The sequence below is a fragment of the Legionella lytica genome (genome assembly GCF_023921225.1).
In the GTDB taxonomy this organism is placed as follows: domain Bacteria; phylum Pseudomonadota; class Gammaproteobacteria; order Legionellales; family Legionellaceae; genus Legionella; species Legionella lytica.
On sequence record NZ_CP071527.1, the window covers coordinates 798,298 to 822,981 of the forward strand.

The following is a 24,684-nucleotide window of genomic DNA, read 5'->3' on the forward strand; positions in this document are numbered from 1 at the left end:
TGATGAACGAGATTCTGGATTTTTATCAGCAACAGGCAGCAGCCAGTTTATCAACGACTCCCTGGCTTGCACAGTTGCAAACAAAAGCGTTAACGAATCTAAACCGCCGAGGTTTTCCTACTCGTCATGATGAAGAGTGGAAGTACACGAATGTTGATGCCTTATTAAAACAGTCGTTTACGCAGTATAAGCGCGATGCAGTTGCGGTAAGCCCGCAAGTTGCCGGTTTGCCTATCGCGCAACAAGTGCTTATTCATAACGGATTAATTTCTGGGATAGAGCAGGTTGCCAAAGCAATGCCAGCAGGTGTTTTAGTATTGCCTTTAGCGAGCGCATTAACTAGCCATGCTGCATTAGTACAGGCGCATTTAGGCCACAGTTTAAACGAAGAACATGGGTTCCATTTCTTAAATACCGCCATGATTCATTGTGGAGTATTTATTTATATTCCCAAAGGTGTCTGCGTGGATGAGCCGATTGCATTAACACATGTCCAAGACCAAGCCAATCAGGCAGTGCACTTGCGACATTTAATTATTGCTGAAGCAGACAGCCAAGCATCGATTATTGAAGATTATCAAGGTGTGGAAGGCACGTGTTATTTAACCAATGTGGTCACTGAAGTTTTTCTAGGTGCTCATGCCAAACTTACTCATTATAAACTCCAGCGCGAAAGTAAAATGGCTTATCATTTAGGTCATGTTTCGGTGAAGCAAGGAGCGAGTAGTGATTTTGCGAACCATTCATTAAGTTTAGGTGGGAAATGTGTACGCTCTGATTTAAGCCTGTATTTGCAAGAAGAGAAAGCTCATTGTTTAATGAATGGGATTTATGCCCCTGCTGAAGGACAGCATGTGGATCATCACACAACAGTACACCATTTAGTGCCGAACTGTACGAGTGAGCAAGACTATAAAGGTATTTTAACCGGTCGTTCACGCGCAGTATTTAATGGTAAGGTGATTGTAGCGAAAGATGCACAACATACCAATGCCAAGCAGCAAAATAAAAATCTAGTACTTACTGCTAATGCGGAGGTTGATACCAAGCCGCAATTAGAGATTTTTGCCGATGATGTACAGTGTTCACATGGTGCAACAGTTGGCCAATTGGATGAAGAGGCACTGTTTTACTTAGCAACGCGGGGAATAGGCCGTGTGGAAGCATCCCATTATTTAATACATGCTTTTGCTCAGGATAATTTGCGGCTCATTCCGCAAGCTAAGTTGGCGGAAGTTATGGGTCATTTATTAATACAACAACTGGGGTAAGCACATGGACACGATTGACTCATTAGTTGACACTTTAAATATCAAAGCGATCCGTGATGACTTTCCGATTTTGCATCAGAAGGTCAATGATCATGATTTAGTGTATTTTGACAATGCTGCGACGACGCAAAAGCCGAAAGCGGTTATTGATGCAATTAAACGTTATTATGAGTTGGATAATTCCAACGTGCATCGTGGCGTGCATACCTTAAGTGTTCGTGCAACCGATCTTTATGAAGTCGCACGTTCGCGGGTGAAGCATTTTATTAATGCTCGTTCTGCACGTGAATGTATTTTTGTGCGTGGCACTACTGAGGCAATAAATTTAGTGGCGCAAAGCTACGTTGCTCCCCGTTTGCTCCCAGGTGATGAAGTATTAATTACCCATATGGAACATCATTCGAATATTGTTCCTTGGCAAATGATTTGTAAAAAGGCTGGTGCCAAATTACAAGTAGCGCCAATTACTCAAGAAGGGGAGGTTATCCTCGAAGAGTTCGCCAAAAAATTAAATGAGAAAACGCGTTTTGTTTCACTTAATTATGTGTCGAATGCCTTGGGCACTATTAATCCAGTTAAAAAAATGATTGAAATGGCCCATGAGTACGGTGTGCCTGTTTTATTAGATGGCGCACAAGCAACGGCACATCTACCGGTAGATGTACAAGCATTAGACTGTGATTTCTATGCATTTTCTGGGCATAAAATGTATGGCCCAACAGGAATCGGGGTATTATGGGGTAAAGAGGCACTTTTAGAAGAAATGCCTCCTTATCAAGGTGGGGGTGAAATGATTAATTACGTCACTTTTGATTCCACTGAATACGCACCGTTACCGCAAAAATTTGAAGCAGGTACTCCAAATATTGCTGGGGCAATTGGTTTGGGTGCTGCTATAGACTATTTATGGTCTTTGGATTTAGAAACTATTGCTGCCTATGAGAAAGAGTTGCTTGATTACGCAACGGCAGGGGTCCTATCTTTGGGCGGCTTTAGAATTATTGGTACAGCAAAGCAGAAAGTTCCTGTGGTTTCATTTGTTCATGAAAGTATTCATGCGCATGATATCGGTACCATTATGGACAGTAGGGGCGTTGCTTTACGTAGTGGCCATCATTGTGCCATGCCCTTGATGGATTTCTACGGCGTTGCGGCAACATCGCGTATTTCGCTGTCGTTTTATAATACCAAAGAAGAAATTGATCGTTGTATTGAGGCGTTAAACCAAGTTAAAGAGGTATTTGCATGAGTGCTGATTTGCGTGAGTTGTATCAGGAAATCATTATTGATCATAATCGCAACCCTCGACACCATTATGCGATGGATGATGCAACCACTCAAGCCAATGGGTTTAATCCCTTATGTGGCGACAAATTAACTGTTTATGTCAAATTGGATAAGAATAAGATTTCCGAGTTGAGCTTTTTAGGCTGTGGTTGTGCGATTTCACAAGCTTCTGCTTCATTGATGACCGATACCATTAAAGGAAAAACGGTGGATGAGGCTCATGAGCTTTTTCATCGCTTTCACCATATGTTGACGCAAAATGAAGATGGACAATTACGGATAATGGATAAACTCACGGTATTGGCTGGAGTTAAAGCATACCCCGCGCGCGTAAAATGCGCGACTTTGGCTTGGCATACCTTGGAAGCGGCATTGAATAAAGACTGTAATGTCGTGAAAACTGAATAGATAGAGCAGGTACCTGTATGTTTGGCTTAAAGAAAAAACAAGATCCTGAAATGATGAAAGAGGCGGTAATTACTGCACTCAAAGGCGTCTTTGATCCTGAAATTCCCGTCAATATTTATGACTTAGGACTTATCTATGACGTCTCTATTGATGAAGAGGCGCATGTGGCCGTACAAATGACGCTAACCACTCCTGGCTGCCCGGTTGCTCAAACCTTCCCTGGAACCGTAGAGCAAGCCGTAAATCAAGTTGAAGGAGTACGTGATTGCACGGTTGAGTTGGTATGGGAGCCACCCTGGACGCAAGAGCGAATGACGGAAGCGGCACGACTTGAGTTAGGGATTTTTTATTAAAATGTGGCAACCTTCCGCTTCCATCGAATCATTGCGACAACGCGCGCAGTTTTTAGCTAATATACGTGATTTTTTTAATAGCCGTAGCTATTTGGAAGTAGAAACACCCGTAATGGCGCGCTATGGTACAACGGATGTTTATCTAAGCAATGTCAAAGCTTTATTTCGTGGAGAAACCTACAATCTACAAACTTCCCCTGAGTATCACATGAAACGCTTGCTTGCTGCAGGCAGTGGTCCTATTTTTCAACTAGCTCGGGTGTTTCGTGATGATGAATTAGGGCGCTGGCATAATCCAGAATTTACTCTTTTAGAATGGTATCAGTTAGGCATAGACCATCATGCGTTGATGGAAGAAATGGATTTATTTTTACAAACAGTAATGCATGCGCCGCCGATGCTTAAAAAAACGTATCAGCAAGCTTTTGAAGAGGCTTGTGCACTCAATCCATTAACTGCATCGATAGAACAATTGCGCCAGGTTTTAGTACGTCATGATTTGGATAATGTACTCCCTCCTGAAGAGCAGGATCGGGACCAGTATTTATTCTTACTCATGAGCCATGTGGTTGAGCCATTTTTAGGTAAAGAAAATGCCCCCGTTGCGGTTTACAATTTCCCTGCATCTCAAGCTGCTTTAGCTAAAATTAATGATGGGGTGGCTGAACGCTTTGAAGTGTACTACCAGGGCGTTGAATTGGCGAATGGTTTTCATGAATTGACGGATGCCACCGCGCAGGCAAAACGTTTTACTTTGGATCAACAAATTCGCCAAAAGAAGGGATTCCCGGATGCTCAGGCAGATCAGTACCTTATACAGGCTTTGGAACATGGGTTACCGGCATGTAGTGGGGTGGCATTAGGTGTGGATCGTTTATTAGCTGTGGCATTAAAAAAACCGGAGTTGGCGCAGATTATTTCTTTTGATTTTGCTCGGGCTTGATGCGTGTTATTGGATCATGGTTGGGCGTAGGGGAGAGCACATCATCCACTTAACATTCCCCATCGTCGTTCTCCTTCATAATCAACACTCACATTCATATTGATATCAAAATAAGATAATGATTCCTCCTCACTAGCATTATATCCATACAACCCATAATTTTCTGATTCAGAGCCATCTTCGCAAAGATCAAACTCAAACTCTTTTTTATAATATGGAGCAGAGGATAATTTTGGCCCCAGTCGTTGCAAGCTTGGATGTACCATGCCTTTTTTAGCAGCTAAATTTTGCATATAATTTTCTTTTTGAACAATATCAAGAGCGTCAAATTCACTAATTTTTGCTTTAATACGCCGAATAATGATTTGCTTATACTCCGTATAATTCTCTGGTAAGGCCACATAATCCTCAGGAGAATCCAGATAATATTTAACCATAGAAACTCGTTCTTCTATATATTTTGGCAGCGCTGTGGGTGGTGGTGTAGGAAACAGAATGTCTTTCACGTAGCTCCAAATGCCGTAATCAGGAGGAATAAGTCTCTGTAGGGCGGAGCTTATTAGGCCATATTCTTCAAGAGTATTAATAGCAATATTATCGAGCTCATCGTTGATTAACTCGGTATAGTCTGCTACTAATTTATTATCAAATGGCATGATTTATGTCCTTGAAAGTAATATTTTATTCTCAGTGTATTAGATAAAAACAAGAAATACCAGTGTAAGAGTGCAATAACTCCATGGGGGTTCTATGGCCCAACATGGAGCTATTGTGTGGCTCAATGTTTACAAGTTATAAATGCGAAGAGCTATTCATATTAATTACAAATCCACTTACTCTCAGCGATAATCGAATACACCTCATTATCACCAATAACAATATGATCTAACAAACGCGCATCGACCAATTCGAGTGCATCCCGAATACGTTCCGTTGCCGCAATATCTTGTTGGCTTGCATCGGAGACTCCCGATGGATGATTATGTGCCAGAATAAGGGCTGCAGCATTAAGCTGTAATACACGTTCTACGATAGGCCGGGGATGAATGGTTGCGGTATTAATGGTACCCGAAAAAAGTTCTTCATAAGAAATAATACGATGTTGATTATCTAGAAAAATAGCGGCGAAGGTTTCATTTTTATAGTCACGTAATCTTTTCTTTAAGTATGCATAGGTTTGTTTGCTGTTGGTAATTTGGCTTTCCTTTTGCAGCTGGATAAAATCACTACGCCGGCAAATTTCTTTAACTGCTTGTAATTGAGTATAGCGAACCTCTCCAAGCCCTGGGACTTGCTGAAAGTGCTGTTGATTGGCATTGAGCACTCCACGTAAATCCCCCAAATGTCGGAGCAGATCTGCAGCTAATTGCAGGCAGGAACGTTTCCCACTGCCGGAACTAATGAAGATAGCTAATAATTCGGTGTCAGAAAGGCTTTGTACACCATTGGTAAGTAACCGTTCACGCAGATTTAACTGCCGTGTTGTTTGGACAAACGTCATTATTTATTCCTTTATTGCGAAGTTTTGCGGGGCTATTTTTATCAAAAATAGAAGGAGTTGCAATATTTTTATCAAAAATAGCCTATTTGATTGAAATAAGGCGGCTGTAAACGGCTTTTAATAATTTTGTATTTCTTTATTGCATGGTTTATGTTTTGATCAGCATCATTTTTTTCAAAACGGTAATCATGCAAGATTTTACAGGTAAAAAAATTCTTTTAGGCATCTGTGGTGGAGTTGCGGCTTATAAGTCGGCATACCTAGTCCGCGATTTAACCCGTTTAGGGGCTGAGGTTAAGGTGGTTATGACTGCATCAGCTCAACAATTCGTGACTCCTTTACTGATGCAAGCATTATCCGGTAATGAGGTGCGCACCGATTTGTTTGATGCGCAGGCTGAACGGGCTATGGGGCATATTGAGTTGGCGCGCTGGGCTGATTATTTAGTGATTGCCCCTGCTTCTGCCAATTTTATGGCAAAAATGGCCCATGGTATTGCGGATGATTTATTATCTACTTTATACCTGGTTGCTGAAGTTCCCGTTTTTGTGTGTCCGGCAATGAATCACAGTATGTGGTCGCATCCTGCAACCCAAAGCAATTGTAAGTTATTACAGACTCGCGGCGCTATTTTGGTAGGGCCTGAAGAGGGCTCCCAAGCCTGTGGTGAATTTGGCTTGGGGCGGGTTAGTGAGTCAGAACAAATCATTAGCGCCTTGCGTTTGTATGAAGTGAATCAATTATTATCCGGAAAAAGAGTCCTTATTACGGCAGGTCCTACACGGGAGCCTATTGATCCAGTACGTTATATTAGTAACCATAGTTCCGGAAAAATGGGTTATGCGATGGCTGAAGCTGCAGCAAGGGCAGGGGCGCAAGTAACTTTAGTTAGCGGACCTTGTGAGTTATCCGTATCTGCTGGAATTAAACGGTTAAAAGTAGAGTCAGCTCAAGAAATGTTGGATGTGGTCATGCAAGAATTGCAGGTTGGTAGCATTTTTATTGGCACTGCTGCTGTAGCCGATTACCACATCCAATCACCAGCGACCGAAAAAGTAAAGAAAACCGAGCATGCTGAACTTAGTTTAACGTTAACGAAAAATCCCGATATCTTAAGCTCAGTAGTTGAAACGGGAAAAGCCTCTTTTGTGATGGGATTTGCTGCGGAAACTACGGATGTTATCCACTATGCTCAAGATAAATTAAAGCGTAAAAAATTGGACATGATTGTGGCGAATGCCGTAGGGCGGGGGCTTGGCTTTGAAAGCGAGTTAAATCAAGTGACGGTAATTACTCCAAGCAAACAAATTGATTTGCCTTTAACCCATAAAACACGATTGGCAGGACAAATTATTGCAATTCTTGCCGCATCTCTGCACAATGGCGCCTGAACATAACGCGACATTACGATTTAGGAACAATGATAATGCAAGTAATTCAACTAAAAATTCTTGATTCACGTATTGGGGAGAGTATCCCTTTACCTACTTATGCGACTGATGGCTCTGCGGGCTTGGATTTGCGCGTGTGTATTAATGAGCCAATACAAATTGCTCCTCAAGAAACGGTCTTACTTCCTACAGGGATTTCTATTTATATAGGTGATCCAAAACTGGCCGCGGTGATTTTACCTCGCTCGGGATTAGGTCATAAAAATGGTATTGTTTTAGGTAACCTGGTTGGTTTGATTGATTCAGATTATCAAGGGGAATTAAAGATTTCCTGTTGGAATCGCAGCAGTGAGCATTTTACTATTAATCCCGGTGAGCGCATTGCCCAATTAGTATTTATTCCTGTAGTGCAAGCTGCATTCGAATTCGTTAATGAGTTTACGGAAAGTTCTCGTGGTGAAGGCGGCTTTGGCAGCTCAGGGAGACATTAATGAGCTACCAGCAACGGCCAATTTCTCGTTCTGTTTTTCGGGCTTATGACATCAGAGGTATCATTGGCCAAGAATTGGATGAGGATGCTTTTTACAGCATCGGTTTGGCCATCGCCTGTCGTTTGCATGCGTTGCAACGCCAACAGATTTTTTTAGCGCGTGATGGGCGATTAACGAGTGCCGCTCTAGCTTTAGCACTTAAACAGGGTTTGCTTGAAAGTGGCATTGATGTGGTTGATCTTGGCATGGTTGCAACCCCTGTTATGTATTACGCAACGCATACTCAAGGAATTGATTGCGGTTTGATGGTTACTGCAAGCCATAACCCTGCAGATTATAATGGCATCAAAATGGTCTTGGCAGGCAAAACGCTGATACAAGAAGATATTGAGATTTTGTACCATTTGATTGCGCAGCAAAAGCGAGAGCTGGGTGTGGGCAAAGAGTCTGCAGTCGACATGCTACCCAAGTACATGCAACGTGTTAAAAGTGACATCCAGATTAAACGTCCAATAAAGGTTGTTGTTGACTGTGGGAATGGTATTTCAGGCCCGGTGGTTCCTAAAGTGCTTAGTGACTTAGGTTGTGAAGTAATTCCCCTGCATTGTGATGTCGATGGAAATTTTCCTAATCATCATCCTGACCCCAGTATGGCAGAGAATCTGAATGATTTAAAAGCAGCAATTGCACAGCATCAAGCCGATTTAGGCTTAGCCTTTGACGGCGACGCAGATCGCTTAGGTTTAGTTACCAATACGGGCGAAATAATCTGGCCTGATCGCTTGATGATGTTTTATGTGCGTGCGTTGCTTGCTACCCAGTCTGGTGCCACCATTGTGTTTGATGTTAAGTGTTCTAGTCATTTAGAGGCTGAGATTCTGGCTGCAGGTGGCGTGGCTAAAATGTGCCCTACAGGTCATTCCATTGTGAAACAAGTGATGCGTGAAGAGCAGGCAATTTTGGCCGGCGAGATGAGTGGCCATTTGTTTTTTAAAGATCGTTGGTATGGATTTGATGATGCCTTATACAGCGCATGCCGATTATTAGAAATCATTAGTGCTTCAGAGTTAACAGTAAGCGAGCAATTTGCCTTAATTCCTAATAGTGTAAATACCCCAGAACTCAAAATATATATCGCTGAAGAAGAAAAGTTTTTATTTATGCAGCGTTTTGTCGAACAGGCCGAGTTTGCGGGGGCAAAAATTATTGCGATTGATGGATTGCGTGTTGAGTTTCCTATGGGATGGGGATTATTACGTGCCTCAAATACTTCCCCCTGCTTGAGTGCGCGTTTTGAAGCGGTTGATTTAGCTTCGTTGGAACAGATAAAGCAATTATTTAAAAATGAGATATTGAGGGTAAATCCGGATTTAGAATTGTCCTTCTAAAGGAAGCCTTGATTACGCTGTACTGCATCAATGCTGCGTTTGTTATAAAATTACGTCCTATTCTGCACTACATACAACATCACTTCTAACTGCTGTTGATTTTGAATGCGCGCCGGTACTTTTTCATTTTGGATTAATTGCAACTGATTTTCTTCTACTAATTGTTTTACATAATCCAGGTGATGACTAAAACGGGCGCTGGTTTGTAAAAACCATGGCTCTTTTTCACTAATTTCGGTGGTAAAAATAAAATAACCTTCTGGAGTTAAATGCTGTTGTACGCTATGTAGCAAAGTATCTAATTCACCGAAGTAGGGAAGGACATCTGCGGCGACAATCAAGTCATAATGTTGTTGATTACTCTCTAGAAACTCATTGAGTTCTGATTCAACTAACTCATCATAAATATGTTTTTCTTTGGCTTGGGCCAGCATTTTCGGGGCAATGTCAACTCCTGTGAGGCGTTTGCTTAACTCGCGAAGCACTATCCCTGTCAAACCAGTACCACAACCTAAATCTAGTGTTTGGGTATTTTTTGGTAGTCCGAGTCGGTGAATAATACGTGTAATATGCTGGGGGATTGAATAATGCAAAGTACCTTGCATGTGCTGATCATAATAAAGAGCATAGTTATTAAATAAATTCTGAGAATACTCGGGAGTTGTTTCTGCCGTTGAGTCCCCCTCAATCGCATGCAACATGTAACTACTTACTCGATCATCAGGATTAATGTTTAAAGCTTGTCGCAAATATTCACGCGATGTTTCTCGTTGGCCCATGCGCAAATAAATTGCGGATAAATTATTTAAAGAGGCTGTATGGGTCTTATCTAAACGCAGTATATGATCAAAAAAGATAATGGCTTCGTTTAAATGTCCTAGGGCCATTTGAGCTACCCCTGAATTGTAGAGGTATTCGATGTTGTCAGGATCTTTTTGTAACAACACATCATAGTGCATGAGTGCATTTTCAAAGCGGTCATGATGCATAAAGGTTGCTGCTAAATTATTGCGGGCATCGACATTATCATTATCTAGGGCGATTGCTTTACTGAAATAGTCTACAGCTAATTGATTTCGCTCTCTTTTTAAAGCCACCACGCCTAAGTTGGTGAGCGCTTGTATTTGTTCACTATCTTGTTCTAAAACACGTTGAAAGGCATGTTCTGCTTCATCAAGGGTATTGCTTTCTAAGTGCAAAATTCCTAAATAAAAATGGGCTTCAATATGGTCTGGATTCAAGGTAATGACGTTATTAAATTGAACTTTTGCTGCTTCTAACTGATTGTTTTGCAGCAAGAGTAAGCCGAGATTAAAGTGTGCTGGACTAAAATCAGGCTCAGCATGAACAGCCTTAGTATAATGCTGTAGGGCTTGGTGGTAATTATGTTGCAAGGCATAAATGGTGGCTAAATTATTATGGGCTTGGGCATAATCAGGGCTTAATTCAATGGCTTGCAAATAATATGCAACCGCTTTGTCCAATTGATGGGTTTTTTTATAAGCATTTGCCAGGTTATTCAGTACCGTGGCATCTTGGGAGTTCATGGCATGGGCTTGGGACAAATAAAGAATTGCATTATGCATGTCTCCAGCTTGGGCATGCGCTAATCCTAAAAAATTCAGGGTATTAAAATGCTGCGGATCTTTAGCCAATATTTGTTCATAAATACAAATGGCTGAGGGTAATTTTCCCTCGTGTTGGAGCTTATAGGCTTGTGCAAAGAGTCCTTCTATTTCTGCGTTCATGATTGATTCTGAATAAGTGTGCGCAATTGTTTTAATGCGTGTGCGCGATGACTGATATTATTTTTAAGTTTAGCAGGTAACTGGGCTGCTGTGCATTGGTATTCATCAACATAAAAGATAGGGTCATAGCCAAAACCGCCATCACCTAGTGTGCAGGTATGGATTGTCCCTTTAAAAATACCGGTGGCAATCACGGGGGTAGGGTCTTTCGCATGCAATACGAAAGCCATGGCGCAATAAAAATAGGCTTGGCGTCGTTCGCCTTGTAAATGCGCCATATTTTTTAATAACAAGTCGATATTTTCTTGGTCAGAGGCGTTGTTGCCGGCATAACGTGAGGAATAAATTCCTGGTGCTCCATTTAACGCGGGAACTACTAATCCTGAATCATCCGCTAGAGCGGGCTTTTGCGCATGCAGGCTGGCATGGCGCGCTTTAATCAGCGCATTTTCTATAAAGCTTAAGCCATCTTCCACGGCATCGGTTATCCCTAAAGTTGTTTGTGAGATGCATTGGATAGGGGCTAGAAGCGCGTTTAATTCGTTAATTTTTCCCTGGTTACTGGTGGCTAGAACCAGTTCGTTCATTGGAATGATCATGAGTACTGAATTTGAAGGTATTTGATTTTATTGTGAGTTTAACCTGTTCACTTGCAAAGCGGAACTGAATTTTTTTATAGTTAGGTATATAATTCACAAGACAGGCCCCTTCAGGGATCATTAATGCGTTTTCTCATTTTAATACTAGGATGTTTTCTTATGAATACTACAACATCAGCGGATGCACCTAATCTTCATGATAATGCTTATGATTACGCGTTTCATACATTGGTTGGCGACAAAGAATTACCTCTAGATATGTTTCGAGGTAAGGTGGTAATGGTTGTGAATACTGCGTCAAAATGTGGTTTTACACCTCAATATGCTCGCTTAGAAAAGCTTTATGAAGACTATAAAGATCAAGGTTTTGTCATTTTAGGTGTGCCTTCTAATGATTTTGGTAGCCAAGAGCCAGGTGCAGCGGAAGAAATCGCTACTTTTTGCCAGATTAATTATGGAGTTTCTTTCCCTATGGCGGCAAAAGAAGTTGTTTCCGGTAAGCAGGCACATCCATTTTATTTATGGGCTAAGCAAAAATTGGGTTTTGGCACCGCACCTAAATGGAACTTCCATAAATATGTAATTAATCGCAAAGGCGAATTGGTTGATTATTTTTATTCAACTACGTCACCTGATGCCCCACGGTTGATTAAGGTAGTGGAAAAGGCACTTAAGGAAGACGCGTAAAGCACCTTGCTTAAGAGAGCCGTAGCCCGTATGAGTGTAGCTAATACGGGCTACGGCTCCTGAGTGTATCCTCTTATATTTCCATACTGAATTTCCTCATTTTTTACACGATGAAATGTATAAAAATTAAACTTTGTATCTAGCTTTGTTACAGCTTTTACGCTAAAATAAGGTTTTAATTTGTTGTGCCTAAAAATGCCAATCCCTCATGTATTGTTAGCGTTGGTTGTCGTTCTCGTTTGGGGAATAAACTTCCTCTTTGTAAGCATTGGGCTTACCGAGATCTCTCCTTTATTGCTTTGCGCCATCCGATTTCTCGTTGCCAGTGTTCCTGCCATATTTTTCGTTAAATTTCCTAAGAAATCCTTCAAAATGGTGGCTTTATATGGTTTGGTGATGTTCGCATTGCAATTTGCACTGCTTTTCCTCGGTATGAGTTTTGGTATGCCCGCGGGTATTGCTTCAATCCTTATCCAGGTACAAGTCTTCTTTAGTATGTTTTTTGCGGTTATCCTTTTAGGAGAGCAACCAAATATCGGGCAGATCATGGGGGCTTTGGTTTCTTTTTCTGGGATTGTTTTAGTCGCCATGCACTTTGACCATGATATTTCTTTAGCCGGCTTTATTTTTATTCTTGCTGCTGCTGCGACTTGGGGAATTGGCAATTTAATTACCAAACAAATTAAGGGCGAACACGTTAATATGATCGCACTTATTGTTTGGGGTAGCTTTGTCGCCTGTATTCCTATGTTTTTAATTTCTTTAATGGTGGAGGGGGTGGATAATTTCACTTCTACCTTTGCTCACGTAACCTGGAAAGGAATAGGAGCCGTGTTTTATATCGTTTTCGCTTCAACCTGGGTGGGTTATGGCTTGTGGAATTGGTTAATGGCTCGCTATCCTGTAGGTATGGTGGCTCCATTCACTTTGTTAGTTCCTGTAGTGGCTATGGTAAGCTCGGTGTTCTTTTTGGGTGAACCGTTTTATATGTGGAAACTGGTGGCTGGATTATTGGTAATTAGTGGTTTATGTATCAATATCTTAGGCTCTCGATTCTTTGCAGTAAAACCCAGATCAATGTAGATGCGGAAGCGGCCTGATTTTCTTATTGAGATGCGTTATCATAGGTTTTTCTCAGAAAATAGGTGTGGGTGGTGAGCGAAATAAAAAGCATTAGGCTATGCGCTGATGACTTTGGATTAAATCCTGGTGTGTCCCAAGGAATTTTAAAACTAGCAAAAATGGGGCGTTTATCCGCGGTAAGTTGTATGGTCAATATGCCCTCATTCCCGGCCTATGCCCAAGAATTATTGGCTTTACACGAGCAGGTGCAGATTGGGTTACATTTTAATTTAACCGAAGGCAATTTCTTATCAATGCCTGATCGGCCTTGTTTTTCACTCAATGAATTACTTATTAAGAGCCATTTAGCCTCAATTAAATTATCCTTTATTGCCCAAGAGTTTAAGCAGCAATTGGCGCAATTTGTTCATGTGATGGGGAAGCTCCCTGACTTTGTTGATGGGCATCAACATGTTCATCAATTTCCCCGCATACGCCAAGTGATTGTTGACCTTTATGATGAGCAATTAAGGCAGCATGGGACATCTATTCGTTCTACTTATCCTACTGTTGATGTGAAGCAATATCGGTTGAAAGCGAAAATTTTGGCGTTTACAGGGGGTAGGGCCTTGCGTGCGACTTTAGCTAAGGCTGCGATTCCACACAATATTTTTTTCTCTGGTATCTATGATTTTGCAGCGCATACTGATTATCGCAGTTTATTTCGTAGTTGGTTGCATTCCATATCGGGTCCTACCTTAATCATGTGTCATCCAGGTGAGCACTCGAATGAACCTGATGTCATCGCCGCTACTCGTACCATTGAAATGAATTACTTTTCCAGTAATGAATTTTTACACGATTGTCAGGAGTATGGAGTGGCTTTAGGTGTACTATAATTTGAATCTTAAGTTCGTCCTGCTTGCAACAGGATAACTGACTCCCATTATAAGGATATAAATCATGAATACTGACGCATCTATTCTATTTACTCCATTTGATTTAAGAGGTCATCAATTAAAAAACCGTTTGGTTATGGCGCCGTTAACCCGTAATCGCGCTCTGCATGAGATTGATGCCCCACATGCATTAAATGCAGAATACTATGAGCAACGAGCTTCAGCAGGGCTTATTATTTCTGAAGCAACCCAAATTTCACCAACTGCTAAAGGTTATGCTTGGACCCCTGGCATTTATTCTCCTAAGCAAGTCGCCGGATGGAAACTGGTAACCCAGGCGGTGCATGAACAGGGCGGGACTATTTATGCTCAATTATGGCATGTAGGACGCATTTCTCACCCAAGTTTACAGCCTGGTGGGATTGAGCCTGTAGCCCCTTCGGCATTAACGCCTGTAGGGCAAAAAACCTTTATAGAATCTGGTACATTTACTGATATTGGACAGCCAAGAGCATTAAGGTTAGATGAACTTCCTCTAATTATTGAGGATTACCGTAGGGCAGCACGTAATGCGATGGAGGCTGGATTTGATGGGGTTGAAGTTCATGGTGCAAATGGCTATCTTCTCCAACAATTTTTATCGGATGGAGCGAATCATCGTACGGATAATTATGGTGGCTCTGTTGCCAATCGTTTACGTTTTCCACTAGAAGTGATGGAAGCTGTGGCTAATGAAATTGGTGGACAGCGCACTGCAATTCGCTTATCGCCTGTGGGCTCTATGAATGGAATTACAGAAACCTCACCCCAGTCAGTTTATTTTCCCTTAGTGCGTGAATTAAATCGCTTAAATTTAGCGTACATTCATGTTATTGAAGGAACAACGGGAACCTCTCGTGACTTTTTAGGATTCGATTTTCATGCCTTACGCGATGAGTTTCATGGCCCTTGGATGGTGAATAATGGCTATACACGCGAATTAGCGATAGAGGCTATTGCTTCAGGTTATGCTGATTTGGTCGCCTTTGGTAAAGACTTTATTGCCAATCCTGATTTAGTGGAGCGTTTTCGTCTTAATGCACCGCTTAATCAATGGGACCGAGGTACTTTTTATGGTGGGGATGAAAAAGGGTATATTGATTATCCCGCTTTAGGATAATTTGTGCGCCTATGACCAATACTAAGGATTTTAATGAGAATTTTACTTTTAATGCTTCTTTATACTCCCCTAATTGCTATTGGCAATGAGGCACCTAATGAAAAAACCTTATCTCGATTGCAAAAGTTATGTCGTGAGGACACGACCCCTGAGCTGCGTAAGTTGTATTGCCAATTAGCTAAAGATTATCGTAGAGAGATTAAGCGGGTGGATACAGTTGCGAAAAAGGATGATAAGAAGGAAACAGAAAAGACTAAGGTAAAAGAAAAGGCTTAAAAAAATACGCATGAGGAAATATTGCAAGGACGTGTAGGTTGGGGCCATGGGCCCAACCTACAATTTTTACCTATTCACTGCCCTTATCAAGAGCATAAGTACCTGTAAAGTTAAGCGTTACAATTCCAAGTTGTCTACTCGACCCATTTGAGCTTGTAGTAGTGTTATTATTGTTGCTAGGATTGAAGGCTGAGGTATAACGGATATCTATACCTATGGTTGCAAAATCATCTAAATAAGAACCAACTCCAATAATTCCTTGAGCAGCAAAACCATTATTTGAGGTGCTTACTGTCGTAGAAAAGGTGCTACCAAGAGCATTATATTGATTACTGGCAAAGTTGGCTTTATTTTTGATGATGGCCCCACCTAAACCAACACCAATATAGGGAAACATCTTAGTATTCGGATCACTGGAAAGAAAATCATAAAATACGTTAAACATGCCATAAATACCGGTGGTATTACCATTAAAACCTAAACCGATACCTTGGTCATTACTGATTGCAGCAGGACAAGTGCCCTCGGGGCCCATAACATTCGGACTAATTAGGGTACATGAACCAACTTTTAATTCCCCATAATTATTAATATTAAAAAGGAATTGCCCTTCCAATCGCACTGTATTTATTCTATATCCCAGAGAAAAACCGGCACCGCCACCAACTGGGCTAAGCGTAACAGGACTTGAGTCTGCGAGGGAGAACTGACTATTACCAATATTAAAATTAACATTGGGGTTGGAAATCGTACGGCTGATTTGCCCTAAGAGCCCTAAATAAATACCTTGAACGGGGTCTGAACTAAATGCCTGAGAACTGAGGGTTAGCCCTACTATGAATCCAAATTTAATGAAGTGTTTCATTAGAAAATCCTAATCTATCCTGATAATAAAAAATAATAATCCTTTAGTCTATCGTTCTTTTAAGTGACCAAGGAAGGCTATTCTTAATTTATAAGGCAATGGCCGTGAAATGGAGGCTATACGAAAGTTTATTTAGATGCAAGCTTTTAATTTTATGGATATCTTTTTATTTTGTATGCAAAAATCAGTGAGATGTTTGGCATTATTTTTTATACTAACTTCTGTACATTAGAATATAGGGCATAGGCCCACAATACATAGGAAGGGACATCTTGATTGATATTTTATGGATCTCCATGGGGGCGATTATTGGCGCTAATTTGCGTTATTTTGTGAATCGTCTTTCGCTGCGTTATTTATCTTCAGGCGTTCCTTATGGAACATTTATTGTTAATTTAACCGGAAGTTTTATCTTAGGTTTTTTTCTAGCTTGGAGTTTGGGGCGAATCGAACTTGATCCTAAGTGGCGTGCTTTTGTTGCTGTTGGATTTTGTGGCGCCTATACCACCTTTTCAAGCTTCAGCTATGAAACGTATGCTTTAATTGAGCAAGGGGATTATGGCCTTGCTGCTATGAATTTTATCTGTAATAATCTTTTTTGTCTCATTGCCGTGATTGCGGGAGTTAGCCTTGCGCGAGCAATTTAGATTTGCTCTCAATAAATAGAGCCAAACGTAAGGATACGTCTATGAATTGTATGAAAGTTTCTATCTATATTAATGAGTCTGATAAATGGAAGCATCGTCCATTGCATTTAGAACTCATGTCTATGCTGGATGAAGAAGGAATTGCAGGGGGAACCGTCTTACGTGCCATCGCAGGTTTTACTTATAGAGAGCCGGTTGAAACGGCTTCATTTGTTGATATTGGCGCTCGCTTACCCTTGGTTGTGCAATTTGTTGATACTGCAGAGCGTGTGGAGTCCGTCTTACCTAAGATAAAAGAAATGTCGGGAACTCGTTTGATTATTCGTGAGCCTGTAGAAGTTGTGCAGGGAATGTTAGCGACAGGCCCAATATCTTGAGAGTAAGAAGCTATACACGGAAACTAAAAATAAAACTAAACCAAGCGCAAATAGATAATTTAAATGAGTGGAGCGTAACACTAGAAAATAAAGGCCTTCGTTAATTGCACCTGCAGATGCTGCTACCAGAAAAAAATGGGGTAAGCGCAATACTTTTTGATCATGCAGTTGTGAAAAAGTAAGGTATTTGTGGCCAAAAAAACTGACGTTAAATGCAGTAAAAAAGGCAAAAATATTGGCTACTAGTGCGTGCATATGCGCAAAGTTTACTAGTAAAAAGACAATACTAAGATGTGTGGCTGCCGCTGTGGCTCCAATTCCTGCGTAATAAACCAGTCGGTGTTTTAACTTAAGTTGTACTTTCATCAAAACTGGCTTCCTCATCAATAATGTAATGCGGTCTATGTTTTACTTCATCAAAGACACGTCCTATATATTCGCCGACCACTCCTAAAGCAAAAAGCTGCAAACCACCAAAAAAGGTAATTGCAGTGACTATGGTTGCCCAACCTGGTGTTTTAATGCCAAAAATTAAGGTGCTTATGATAATCCATGCCGCATAAAGTATCGCTAAGGTCGCTACTCCAATACCTCCGAGAGCAATGAGGCGTAGAGGAAAGGCTGTAAATGAGGTGATTCCCGTAATCGCCAAATCGATTAAGGAGTAAAAGTTCCATTGCGAAGAGCCCGCTTTTCGTGGTTGTACCTCAAACGGAACCGCGGTTTGTTTAAAACCTACCCAGCTGTATAAGCCCTTCATAAAACGATTTCGCTCGGGAAGCTTTTGCAATTCGTCGACTATTTTGCGGTCTAATAGCCGAAAATCTCCGGCATTAGCTGGAATATTAACGCGGTTGATTCTGGAGGTGAATTGATAGAATGTTTTTGCACAAGTACGTTTTAGCCAGGATTCATCGGCGCGATTTTGGCGTACCGCATAAACCATGTCGTAACCTTCCTCCCATTTGGCAACAAATTCACTTAATAATTCGAGTGGATGCTGAAAGTCACCATCCATTAAAATTACCGCATCACCACGCGCATAATCTAATCCTGCACTAATCGCTTTTTCTTTGCCAAAGTTACGACTAAAACGTAGGTAACGAAAAGAATATTGGCTTCTTAACTGTTGAATGATTGCTTGGGTATTATCTTGGCTGCCATCATCAACAAGCACTATTTCATAGGAATAAGCAAGTTGCTTGAGTGTTGTGTCTAGGGCGGCAATAAACTCCGCAATAACGGTTTCTTCATTATAAACCGGGACAACACAGGAGATTTGTTTGGTTCGAATTAGTGAATTGGGCATGTCGTTGAGTAATGTCTAAACTTCTTATTTGCTTGGGGCTTATTTTAACCTGAATCTGTTGTTCTCGTAAGTAGATTTGTAAAATTACTCTGTAATTTATTCATTAGATCAAAAAAGAGAAACTTAGATGTATTGCTGATCATGTTTTTAACGTAAAATCGCACATATTTTGAGTTTTGGTAGACGAGTAATGCCTTTTATTGATTTAAGCTCATTAACTAGACTGCAACCAACACCTTTTTTACTTGATAAAAAGGTCGCCAAATTTTTGCATGAATGCAAAAAAAACAAGTTGCTGCCTCCATTGTCTATGCCTATAAAAATTGCTAAAGACGATTTTGTATTTAGCCATCAAATGGTTAAATCAGCAGAGAATCAATGGCATATCTTGGAGTCTGAGCCCGTAGGAGAGGGCCAATTTGGCGTATCTTATAAGTCAAAATTTAAAATTACGATAACGAAAGTTAAACATGATTATCAGGCAGAGGTTACTGCAACAAATGATATAGCGAAAATACAACGCGTTGGTACACGCCAGATTTCCCATCAAGAGTTAGTACGAAGTACTGTGTATGAAGCACATTTGCAAAGACAACAGCACGTACGGGTGAGTTCGGTAATCGATACAAAGCAGGAAGTGATTACGGTAGTTGAAGATTGTGGTCCTAGTTTTGATAAATTACTTCCCTTTAAACCGGGAGATGTGCTCTTTCCTTTTCTGAAGCGCGTAGAAGTTGCATTACATATTGCCAATGAAATGTTCATTCTACAGCAACGAGAAATGGTGCATTGCGACATTAAGCCATCGAATATTTGTTATAAAGAAATTCCTGATGATCCTCGGCGTGGCATTCCTCCCGGACAATTTCAGATTATTTTTATTGATTTTGGCTTGGCGAGAAAACAAGCATATCAGAGTGAGTCTGTTGTAGGTTCCATAGGCTACATGGCTCCTGAGGTACTCACTGGAGCAGAGTATAGTTATGCATCAGATATGTATGCTCTGGCAGGAGTTTTTGCGGAGCTTTTTGGCTGCACGAACATACTTCGTAATAAAGAGGTGTACTCTCTTGCACCATTGCTTGTTAATGCGCCTTATTGTTTAGATGGTATATTTACTGACTACGATGTTTCTGATGTTGATCCGTTTTTATTGGAGGACATTAAAACCTTGATTAATCAGATGCAAGCTAAAAAACCTGAGCTGCGTCCAAATATTAGTGTGGTTAGTAAGTTCTTCACTTCATTGCGAGCACGGATGGATGCGTATAATAAATTTTGCGCTGACTGGTTTTTACTGACGGAAGAATTTAAGCGGTTGGAAAGTCACTACTTGAATTGGCATTTATTAAAAGAAAGGCATCACTTAGAGTCTAATATGCCAAATCGGCTTAATGTTTCGTGGCCTGCAAGTAACTTATTTAACCGAGCTATGGTCCGATCGAAAGAAGAAATTTATCAGCTACTTTCTACATTGACTAAAAAACCTAAGTCTCATTATGTGTTGGCAAAGCAATTGGTTAATGAAAACCGCTTAGTTGATTTTGAAGGAGAAGATTGTCCATATCCTCTATTAGACAAAGCGATTGCCACCTTGAATGCAGAAAATCTAAAGTTGGATAGGGCTATAAATTGTTTTAATCACCATGCGCAGATCCTTGGTGATGAAAATAAATTTCGGGGAAGCAACAGTTCGGGTATTTCCTATATTTTTAAGATTTTAAATTCTGATAAATCACCCATAGAAAAATTGTGTGAATTAAAAGCATTGGGGCATCAGAAAACTGAGAGTAGTTGGGCAAATTATTATAGTCGCTCGCGCTTTTTTGGTAAGGGGCGCCATGAAAATATGGAAGAGCTATATCAAAAATTGAATCGATTGACTTTGGTTCAAGATTTACGCCAGAACGCGTATATAGAAGAGAGGCAGTTGGAGGAGCTCAATCAATTTATTAGTGAAAATAGGTTTACACATTCTTAATGTGTAGGGCGTTTTGCAATGACGTGTAGGTTAGGCCCATGGCCCCAACCTACAATTTAGAAATATAATTATTAAAATCCATAACCATAAGGATTGCGTTTTTTTCCCTGCGCTCTTTTTTCAAAATGCTGGTAATCTTGTAAATCAAACCAGCCACCAGCCCAATCCCAACCGTGTTTGATAAAGGTTTGATACACAATATCACCATTAACTATTTGTCCTGGGTCAGGATGAGCACGCTCAACATAAACTGTTCCTTCCGGAGGTAAGACGAGGTTTCCTTTGACATAGGGGTTCATTAAAGGATTAATATCAATAGCACGCCCATAACTATGCTGTGAATATTCTCCAGCGCGTCCGGTAACTTCACGGCAATTAAACGCTGAAGTGTTATTCGCCACCATAGATGCGGCATCATCCCCATAAAAAGTATCCATAAGTTCCATACGTTGGATGGGGAAGTGATGGTGGTAAAGCTCTTTAAAAATATCAACGACTTCATGTGCCAGTTCTTGGTTGACGATTAATTTTCCCGTATGAGTTTTATTATCAAAACCCCAGTAGCTGAGTTGGAGGTAAGCTAATTGCTCTAGTGGTACAGGGCAGCCTTCATGCCAAGTATAGTTTTGCATTTGCGCAGCAATGGTTGGGGGAATAGAACTTATTTCGCTATGAAACACAGGATTTTCCTCAGTTGCTGCGAAAACAAGTGATGAAACGATCAGTGTTACGCCCGGAAGATAACGTATTTTCATGATTTAATTAGCAAGCCAATTAAAACAAAGAGATAAAACAAGTATAGTCTAAGTTTTTGTTTTTAATTTATAGGCAATGAAAAGCGAAAAATCGTTCCTTTGCTTGGAATATTTTCTACCCAAATCGTCCCTTGATGTGCGGAAATTATTTTCTCACAGATGGATAAGCCTAATCCTAGGCCATGCTCCTCAAGAGCCTCCTTACTGCGGTAGAATTTTTTAAATAATTCGGCTCGTTCCTCAGCATCAATTTCCAAACCAATGTCTTCAATACTCACAATCAAATTAATCGTAGTAATTTGTGCAGAAAGGCGAATTTGTGATTTTGGGTCAGAAAATTTAATGGCATTATCGAGCAAATGCATGAGTACCTCTTGAATGTATCGCGGATCCACATTAATTAAGGGCATATGCTCGGGAAGAGTTAATTTTATGGGTCTTTGCTCAAAGAGAGCACTGGAAATTTTGAGAGCTGCATGGATAATTTCCTCTAAGGCACAGGGGGTTTTTTTCAGACTGATTCCCTCGGTTTCAAGACAGATCATTTGATAAAGGTTATTGTTTAAGTGATTTAATTTATTTATCTCATGATCGATGTTGCTTTCAATAAGACGAAGATTTGCTTCTTGATTACTTTTTAAACCATTTATGGCATTAATCACGCTTTTCAGTGGGAAACTTAAATCATGATAAATTGAGGTTAATAATGAGGTTCGTGCGCGATCTCTTTCTATTTCCAGTTCTTTCTTGCGATTTTTTTCATGTAATAAATCAATTTCCAAGGCTAGGGACATTTGATTCACATAAGAATCGAGCAATCCACGTTGTTCAGGAGTAAGTAATTGTTGGTCTCGGGATTGCACCCTTATTACGCCAATGACTCCAGAAGCGCTGGCTAATGGCAAATAAAGAGCGTTAGATAAGGATAGGGTATCTGTACCCATTCCTGCAGGTTGCCCCATATCAAATACCCATTGAGCAATACTTTGTTCTTTTGCATCCAGCCTCATTGATGAGGGAAAACTGACTTGAACTGCGAGATGATTTTTTTTAGGCATTAACGCCATAACATCACTTTCAAAAGTATGAGCAATATACTCGACGCCAAAACTTAATAGCTTATTAATGCTACGTGAACGGATAAGTTGACGACTGAATGCATACAAGGCGGTTGTTTGGTGTTGGGTAAAGCGAGAAGATTCTTCCTGATGGCGAATGAGGATAGTTAAATAGCTAATAGTCTGTGAAACCAGTAGCATGATGATCAGGGTAATTGAAAATTGGATGTCGCTGATTGCAAAACTATATCGTGGTGCAACGAAAAAATAGGCACAAGCAAAAACACTCAATATCGAAGCAAAGAGCGAAGGCCCGCGATGCCCGCATAAAGAGATAAGGATAACTGCCAACAAATAAATCATAATAAGATTCGCAGTGTCGAGAAATGGTTCTAAAGCAAAATTGAATAGGGTCACAAGAGGCAGTACTAGGAGGACTAATCCATACACTTTCCATGGGTATGTTCGCGTTGGTGCTTTTGTTTTTTTTCGCGGTACTTTGTCGCTGCGTCCAGTAATGATGTACACATCAATATCACCGCTTTGACGAACAATCTCATCAGTTAAATTTCTATAAAACCAATCGCGAAGGCGGGTTCTAATATGTTTCCAAATCATAATTTGCGTGACGTTTTGTTCATGTGCAAAACGCAAAACCTCTTTGACAATGTCAAATCCGGATAGTACGTGGGTCTGCGCACCTAGCAGTTCGGCCAAACGTAAATTTTTAATTGCAAGTGTGCGTGCACCATGATTTTTTTGTGGAACATCAATGTATACAGCGATCCATTCTGCCTGTAGGTGTGTTGCCAGTTTTTTGGCTGCGCGAATGAGTTTCAGCGTTTCTGGATTCGGGCCGACGCAAACCAGTATTTTATCTTTTACAGGCCAAATCTCTTTAACACCTTCCCCATGCCGGTACCATAAAACATCAGAACCTACTCGTTCGGCTGTGACACGTAATGCTAATTCGCGTAAGGCAATTAAATTACCTTTACGGAAAAAATGTTCACGGGCAAATTCTGCTTGTTTGGGGATGTATATTTTCCCTTCCTGAAGTCTTTTTAATAAGTCTTCAGGAGGTAAATCAACGAGCTCAATGGTGTCGGCACGTTCAATCATTGAGTTGGGAACGGTCTCGATAATTGGAGCATGAATAATTTGTGCCACATCATCTTTTAAACTTTCAATGTGCTGAATATTTAAGGTGGTATATACATCAATGCCGCGTTCTAAAAGCTCTTTAATGTCTTGCCATCGTTTGGCATGCCGTAATCCTGGGGTATTCGTGTGGGCCAGTTCGTCTACTAAAATTAGCCCCGGATGTCGTTGAAGTGCGGCATCAAGATCAAATTCATAGTAGGTTTTCTCACGATAAGGTACTCCTTTACGAGGAATAATCTCAAAATTATTAAGAAAGCTATCTATTTCCTCACGGCCATGAGATTCGGCAATGCCAATAACCACATCAAGCCCTTGCTGTTGCTTCTCATAGGCATCGTGGAGCATTTCATGAGTTTTACCAACACCAGGTGAGGCACCTAAATAAATTTTGAGTTTTCCATGATGCTCTTGACGTTCTTCTTCCGCTATTCGTTGTAATAAATGGTCTGGGTTAGGGCGATTTTGGGGCATTTCTGCTCCTTAAATTATCCAAAGCAAGATTTAACTCCAAAACATTAACACGCGGCTCACCTAAGATTCTCAATGTTCGTGGCTTGCTGTATTGTTCCACTAGTTGATAGATATCCGCTTCAGGAAGCTTACGTATGTTGGCAATTCGTGGCACTTGGTATCTTGCAGCAACGGGGCTAATCTCAGGATCGAGACCACTACCTGATGCGGTAACCAAATCGATAGGTACAGCTTGTTCATTCTGTGGATCTGCTTGCCTTAAGTGGGTCATCCTTTCTTTCACTATAGACAAAAAATTAGGATTTGAAGGGCCAAAATTTGAGCCGGAGGATGCGGCGCCATTATAGGCATAAGGTGTTGTAGCCGATGGTCGGCCCCAAAAATAGGCTCCATCGGAGAAGGGTTGTCCAATTAATTGTGAGCCAACAAATTGATTATTTTGCTTTATTAAGCTGCCATTAGCTTTCCACGGGAAAAAAATCTGTGCTAATCCAGTTACGGTAAGTGGATAAATAAAGCCAGTTAAAACACTAAGTAAAATAAGCAATATCAACGCAGTTTTCATTTGATTTATTGCTTCTTTTAGCATGATAT

26 protein-coding genes are annotated in these 24,684 nt (G+C 40.7%); 16 read left to right on the forward strand and 10 right to left on the reverse strand.

Annotated features, from left to right (window positions below):
• The first annotated feature begins 2 nt into the window (after positions 1 to 2).
• Genes sufD through epmA form a run of 5 tightly spaced genes read left to right on the forward strand, consistent with a single transcriptional unit; the run spans position 3 to position 4,262 of the window.
• The gene (gene sufD / locus J2N86_RS03510; RefSeq protein ID WP_252581023.1) at positions 3 to 1,271 is read left to right on the forward strand and encodes a Fe-S cluster assembly protein SufD; all 1,269 of its coding nucleotides are present in this window, start codon (positions 3 to 5) and stop codon (positions 1,269 to 1,271) included.
• Between the two features lie 4 nt (positions 1,272 to 1,275).
• Positions 1,276 to 2,520 carry a cysteine desulfurase gene (locus J2N86_RS03515; RefSeq protein WP_252581024.1) on the forward strand — a complete coding sequence of 415 codons (1,245 nt, stop codon included), beginning with the start codon at positions 1,276 to 1,278 and terminating at the stop codon, positions 2,518 to 2,520.
• The gene (sufU, locus tag J2N86_RS03520; protein WP_252581025.1) at positions 2,517 to 2,966 is read left to right on the forward strand and encodes a Fe-S cluster assembly sulfur transfer protein SufU; all 450 of its coding nucleotides are present in this window, start codon (positions 2,517 to 2,519) and stop codon (positions 2,964 to 2,966) included. The genes J2N86_RS03515 and sufU overlap by 4 nt, the downstream gene beginning before the upstream one ends.
• A 17-nt stretch (positions 2,967 to 2,983) precedes the next feature.
• Positions 2,984 to 3,319, forward strand: a complete 336-nt coding sequence (locus tag J2N86_RS03525; RefSeq protein WP_252581026.1) for an SUF system Fe-S cluster assembly protein — start codon at positions 2,984 to 2,986, stop codon at positions 3,317 to 3,319.
• 1 nt (position 3,320) lies between these two features.
• Positions 3,321 to 4,262 carry an elongation factor P--(R)-beta-lysine ligase gene (gene epmA, locus J2N86_RS03530; protein WP_252581027.1) on the forward strand — a complete coding sequence of 314 codons (942 nt, stop codon included), beginning with the start codon at positions 3,321 to 3,323 and terminating at the stop codon, positions 4,260 to 4,262.
• A 41-nt stretch (positions 4,263 to 4,303) separates the two neighbouring features.
• On the opposite strand, the gene J2N86_RS03535 is transcribed toward epmA, so the two are convergent.
• Both J2N86_RS03535 and radC read right to left on the reverse strand, forming a co-directional pair.
• Positions 4,304 to 4,918, reverse strand: a complete 615-nt coding sequence (locus J2N86_RS03535) for a hypothetical protein (RefSeq protein WP_252581028.1) — start codon at positions 4,916 to 4,918, stop codon at positions 4,304 to 4,306.
• A 161-nt stretch (positions 4,919 to 5,079) separates the two neighbouring features.
• Complete coding sequence (gene radC / locus J2N86_RS03540; protein WP_252581029.1) at positions 5,080 to 5,763, reverse strand: RadC family protein; 684 nt, start codon at positions 5,761 to 5,763, stop codon at positions 5,080 to 5,082.
• Positions 5,764 to 5,951: 188 nt separating this feature from the next.
• On the opposite strand from radC, the gene coaBC reads away from it, so the two are divergent.
• The 3 genes from coaBC to J2N86_RS03555 are packed head-to-tail and all read left to right on the forward strand — an operon-like array spanning position 5,952 to position 9,033.
• Positions 5,952 to 7,154: a bifunctional phosphopantothenoylcysteine decarboxylase/phosphopantothenate--cysteine ligase CoaBC gene (gene coaBC, locus J2N86_RS03545; protein ID WP_252581030.1), complete on the forward strand. Its 1,203-nt coding sequence runs from the start codon at positions 5,952 to 5,954 to the stop codon at positions 7,152 to 7,154.
• A gap of 32 nt (positions 7,155 to 7,186) precedes the next feature.
• On the forward strand, positions 7,187 to 7,645 hold the full coding sequence (dut, locus tag J2N86_RS03550; RefSeq protein WP_252582350.1) for a dUTP diphosphatase: 459 nt from the start codon (positions 7,187 to 7,189) through the stop codon (positions 7,643 to 7,645).
• Positions 7,645 to 9,033, forward strand: a complete 1,389-nt coding sequence (locus J2N86_RS03555) for a phosphomannomutase/phosphoglucomutase (RefSeq protein ID WP_252581031.1) — start codon at positions 7,645 to 7,647, stop codon at positions 9,031 to 9,033. Before dut ends, J2N86_RS03555 begins: the two co-directional genes overlap by 1 nt.
• A gap of 50 nt (positions 9,034 to 9,083) precedes the next feature.
• Here the strand turns inward: J2N86_RS03555 and J2N86_RS03560 are convergent, their stop codons facing one another.
• Both J2N86_RS03560 and rdgB read right to left on the reverse strand, forming a co-directional pair.
• Positions 9,084 to 10,781: a tetratricopeptide repeat protein gene (locus tag J2N86_RS03560; protein ID WP_252581032.1), complete on the reverse strand. Its 1,698-nt coding sequence runs from the start codon at positions 10,779 to 10,781 to the stop codon at positions 9,084 to 9,086.
• On the reverse strand, positions 10,778 to 11,368 hold the full coding sequence (rdgB, locus tag J2N86_RS03565) for an RdgB/HAM1 family non-canonical purine NTP pyrophosphatase (RefSeq protein ID WP_252581033.1): 591 nt from the start codon (positions 11,366 to 11,368) through the stop codon (positions 10,778 to 10,780). Before rdgB ends, J2N86_RS03560 begins: the two co-directional genes overlap by 4 nt.
• Positions 11,369 to 11,539: 171 nt before the next feature.
• Here rdgB and J2N86_RS03570 point away from each other — a divergent pair, with 171 nt between their 5' ends.
• From J2N86_RS03570 to J2N86_RS03590, 5 genes are all read left to right on the forward strand, one after another.
• The gene (locus J2N86_RS03570) at positions 11,540 to 12,067 is read left to right on the forward strand and encodes a glutathione peroxidase (protein WP_252581034.1); all 528 of its coding nucleotides are present in this window, start codon (positions 11,540 to 11,542) and stop codon (positions 12,065 to 12,067) included.
• Between the two features lie 195 nt (positions 12,068 to 12,262).
• Positions 12,263 to 13,150: an EamA family transporter gene (locus tag J2N86_RS03575; RefSeq protein WP_252581035.1), complete on the forward strand. Its 888-nt coding sequence runs from the start codon at positions 12,263 to 12,265 to the stop codon at positions 13,148 to 13,150.
• 71 nt (positions 13,151 to 13,221) lie between these two features.
• Positions 13,222 to 14,028 (forward strand): ChbG/HpnK family deacetylase, encoded by an 807-nt coding sequence (locus tag J2N86_RS03580; RefSeq protein WP_252581036.1) that lies wholly within the window; start codon positions 13,222 to 13,224, stop codon positions 14,026 to 14,028.
• 64 nt (positions 14,029 to 14,092) lie between these two features.
• The gene (locus J2N86_RS03585) at positions 14,093 to 15,187 is read left to right on the forward strand and encodes an alkene reductase (RefSeq protein WP_252581037.1); all 1,095 of its coding nucleotides are present in this window, start codon (positions 14,093 to 14,095) and stop codon (positions 15,185 to 15,187) included.
• 33 nt (positions 15,188 to 15,220) lie between these two features.
• Positions 15,221 to 15,463 (forward strand): hypothetical protein, encoded by a 243-nt coding sequence (locus J2N86_RS03590; protein WP_252581038.1) that lies wholly within the window; start codon positions 15,221 to 15,223, stop codon positions 15,461 to 15,463.
• A 70-nt stretch (positions 15,464 to 15,533) separates the two neighbouring features.
• Here J2N86_RS03590 and J2N86_RS03595 read toward each other — a convergent pair whose 3' ends face one another.
• A complete protein-coding gene (locus tag J2N86_RS03595; protein ID WP_252581039.1) occupies positions 15,534 to 16,328 on the reverse strand; it encodes an LBP/BPI/CETP family protein in 795 nt (264 codons plus the stop codon).
• Between the two features lie 272 nt (positions 16,329 to 16,600).
• Here J2N86_RS03595 and crcB point away from each other — a divergent pair, with 272 nt between their 5' ends.
• Together crcB and J2N86_RS03605 are read left to right on the forward strand one after the other, a co-directional pair.
• A complete protein-coding gene (crcB, locus tag J2N86_RS03600; RefSeq protein WP_252581040.1) occupies positions 16,601 to 16,975 on the forward strand; it encodes a fluoride efflux transporter CrcB in 375 nt (124 codons plus the stop codon).
• A 41-nt stretch (positions 16,976 to 17,016) separates the two neighbouring features.
• The gene (locus J2N86_RS03605) at positions 17,017 to 17,352 is read left to right on the forward strand and encodes a DUF190 domain-containing protein (protein WP_252581041.1); all 336 of its coding nucleotides are present in this window, start codon (positions 17,017 to 17,019) and stop codon (positions 17,350 to 17,352) included.
• On the opposite strand, the gene J2N86_RS03610 is transcribed toward J2N86_RS03605, so the two are convergent.
• Positions 17,329 to 17,718, reverse strand: a complete 390-nt coding sequence (locus tag J2N86_RS03610; protein ID WP_252581042.1) for a GtrA family protein — start codon at positions 17,716 to 17,718, stop codon at positions 17,329 to 17,331. The genes J2N86_RS03605 and J2N86_RS03610 overlap by 24 nt on opposite strands.
• Positions 17,702 to 18,661, reverse strand: coding sequence for a glycosyltransferase family 2 protein (locus J2N86_RS03615; protein WP_252581043.1), 960 nt, complete (start codon positions 18,659 to 18,661; stop codon positions 17,702 to 17,704). The genes J2N86_RS03610 and J2N86_RS03615 overlap by 17 nt, the downstream gene beginning before the upstream one ends.
• Positions 18,662 to 18,851: 190 nt before the next feature.
• Here J2N86_RS03615 and J2N86_RS03620 point away from each other — a divergent pair, with 190 nt between their 5' ends.
• Positions 18,852 to 20,642 (forward strand): protein kinase domain-containing protein, encoded by a 1,791-nt coding sequence (locus J2N86_RS03620; protein ID WP_252581044.1) that lies wholly within the window; start codon positions 18,852 to 18,854, stop codon positions 20,640 to 20,642.
• Positions 20,643 to 20,713: 71 nt separating this feature from the next.
• On the opposite strand, the gene J2N86_RS03625 is transcribed toward J2N86_RS03620, so the two are convergent.
• From J2N86_RS03625 to kdpC, 3 genes are all read right to left on the reverse strand, one after another.
• Positions 20,714 to 21,322 carry a M15 family metallopeptidase gene (locus J2N86_RS03625; protein ID WP_252581045.1) on the reverse strand — a complete coding sequence of 203 codons (609 nt, stop codon included), beginning with the start codon at positions 21,320 to 21,322 and terminating at the stop codon, positions 20,714 to 20,716.
• 137 nt (positions 21,323 to 21,459) lie between these two features.
• Positions 21,460 to 24,090, reverse strand: a complete 2,631-nt coding sequence (locus J2N86_RS03630; protein ID WP_252581046.1) for a sensor histidine kinase — start codon at positions 24,088 to 24,090, stop codon at positions 21,460 to 21,462.
• A complete protein-coding gene (gene kdpC / locus J2N86_RS03635; RefSeq protein WP_252581047.1) occupies positions 24,071 to 24,679 on the reverse strand; it encodes a potassium-transporting ATPase subunit KdpC in 609 nt (202 codons plus the stop codon). Before kdpC ends, J2N86_RS03630 begins: the two co-directional genes overlap by 20 nt.
• Positions 24,680 to 24,684 lie beyond the last annotated feature (5 nt).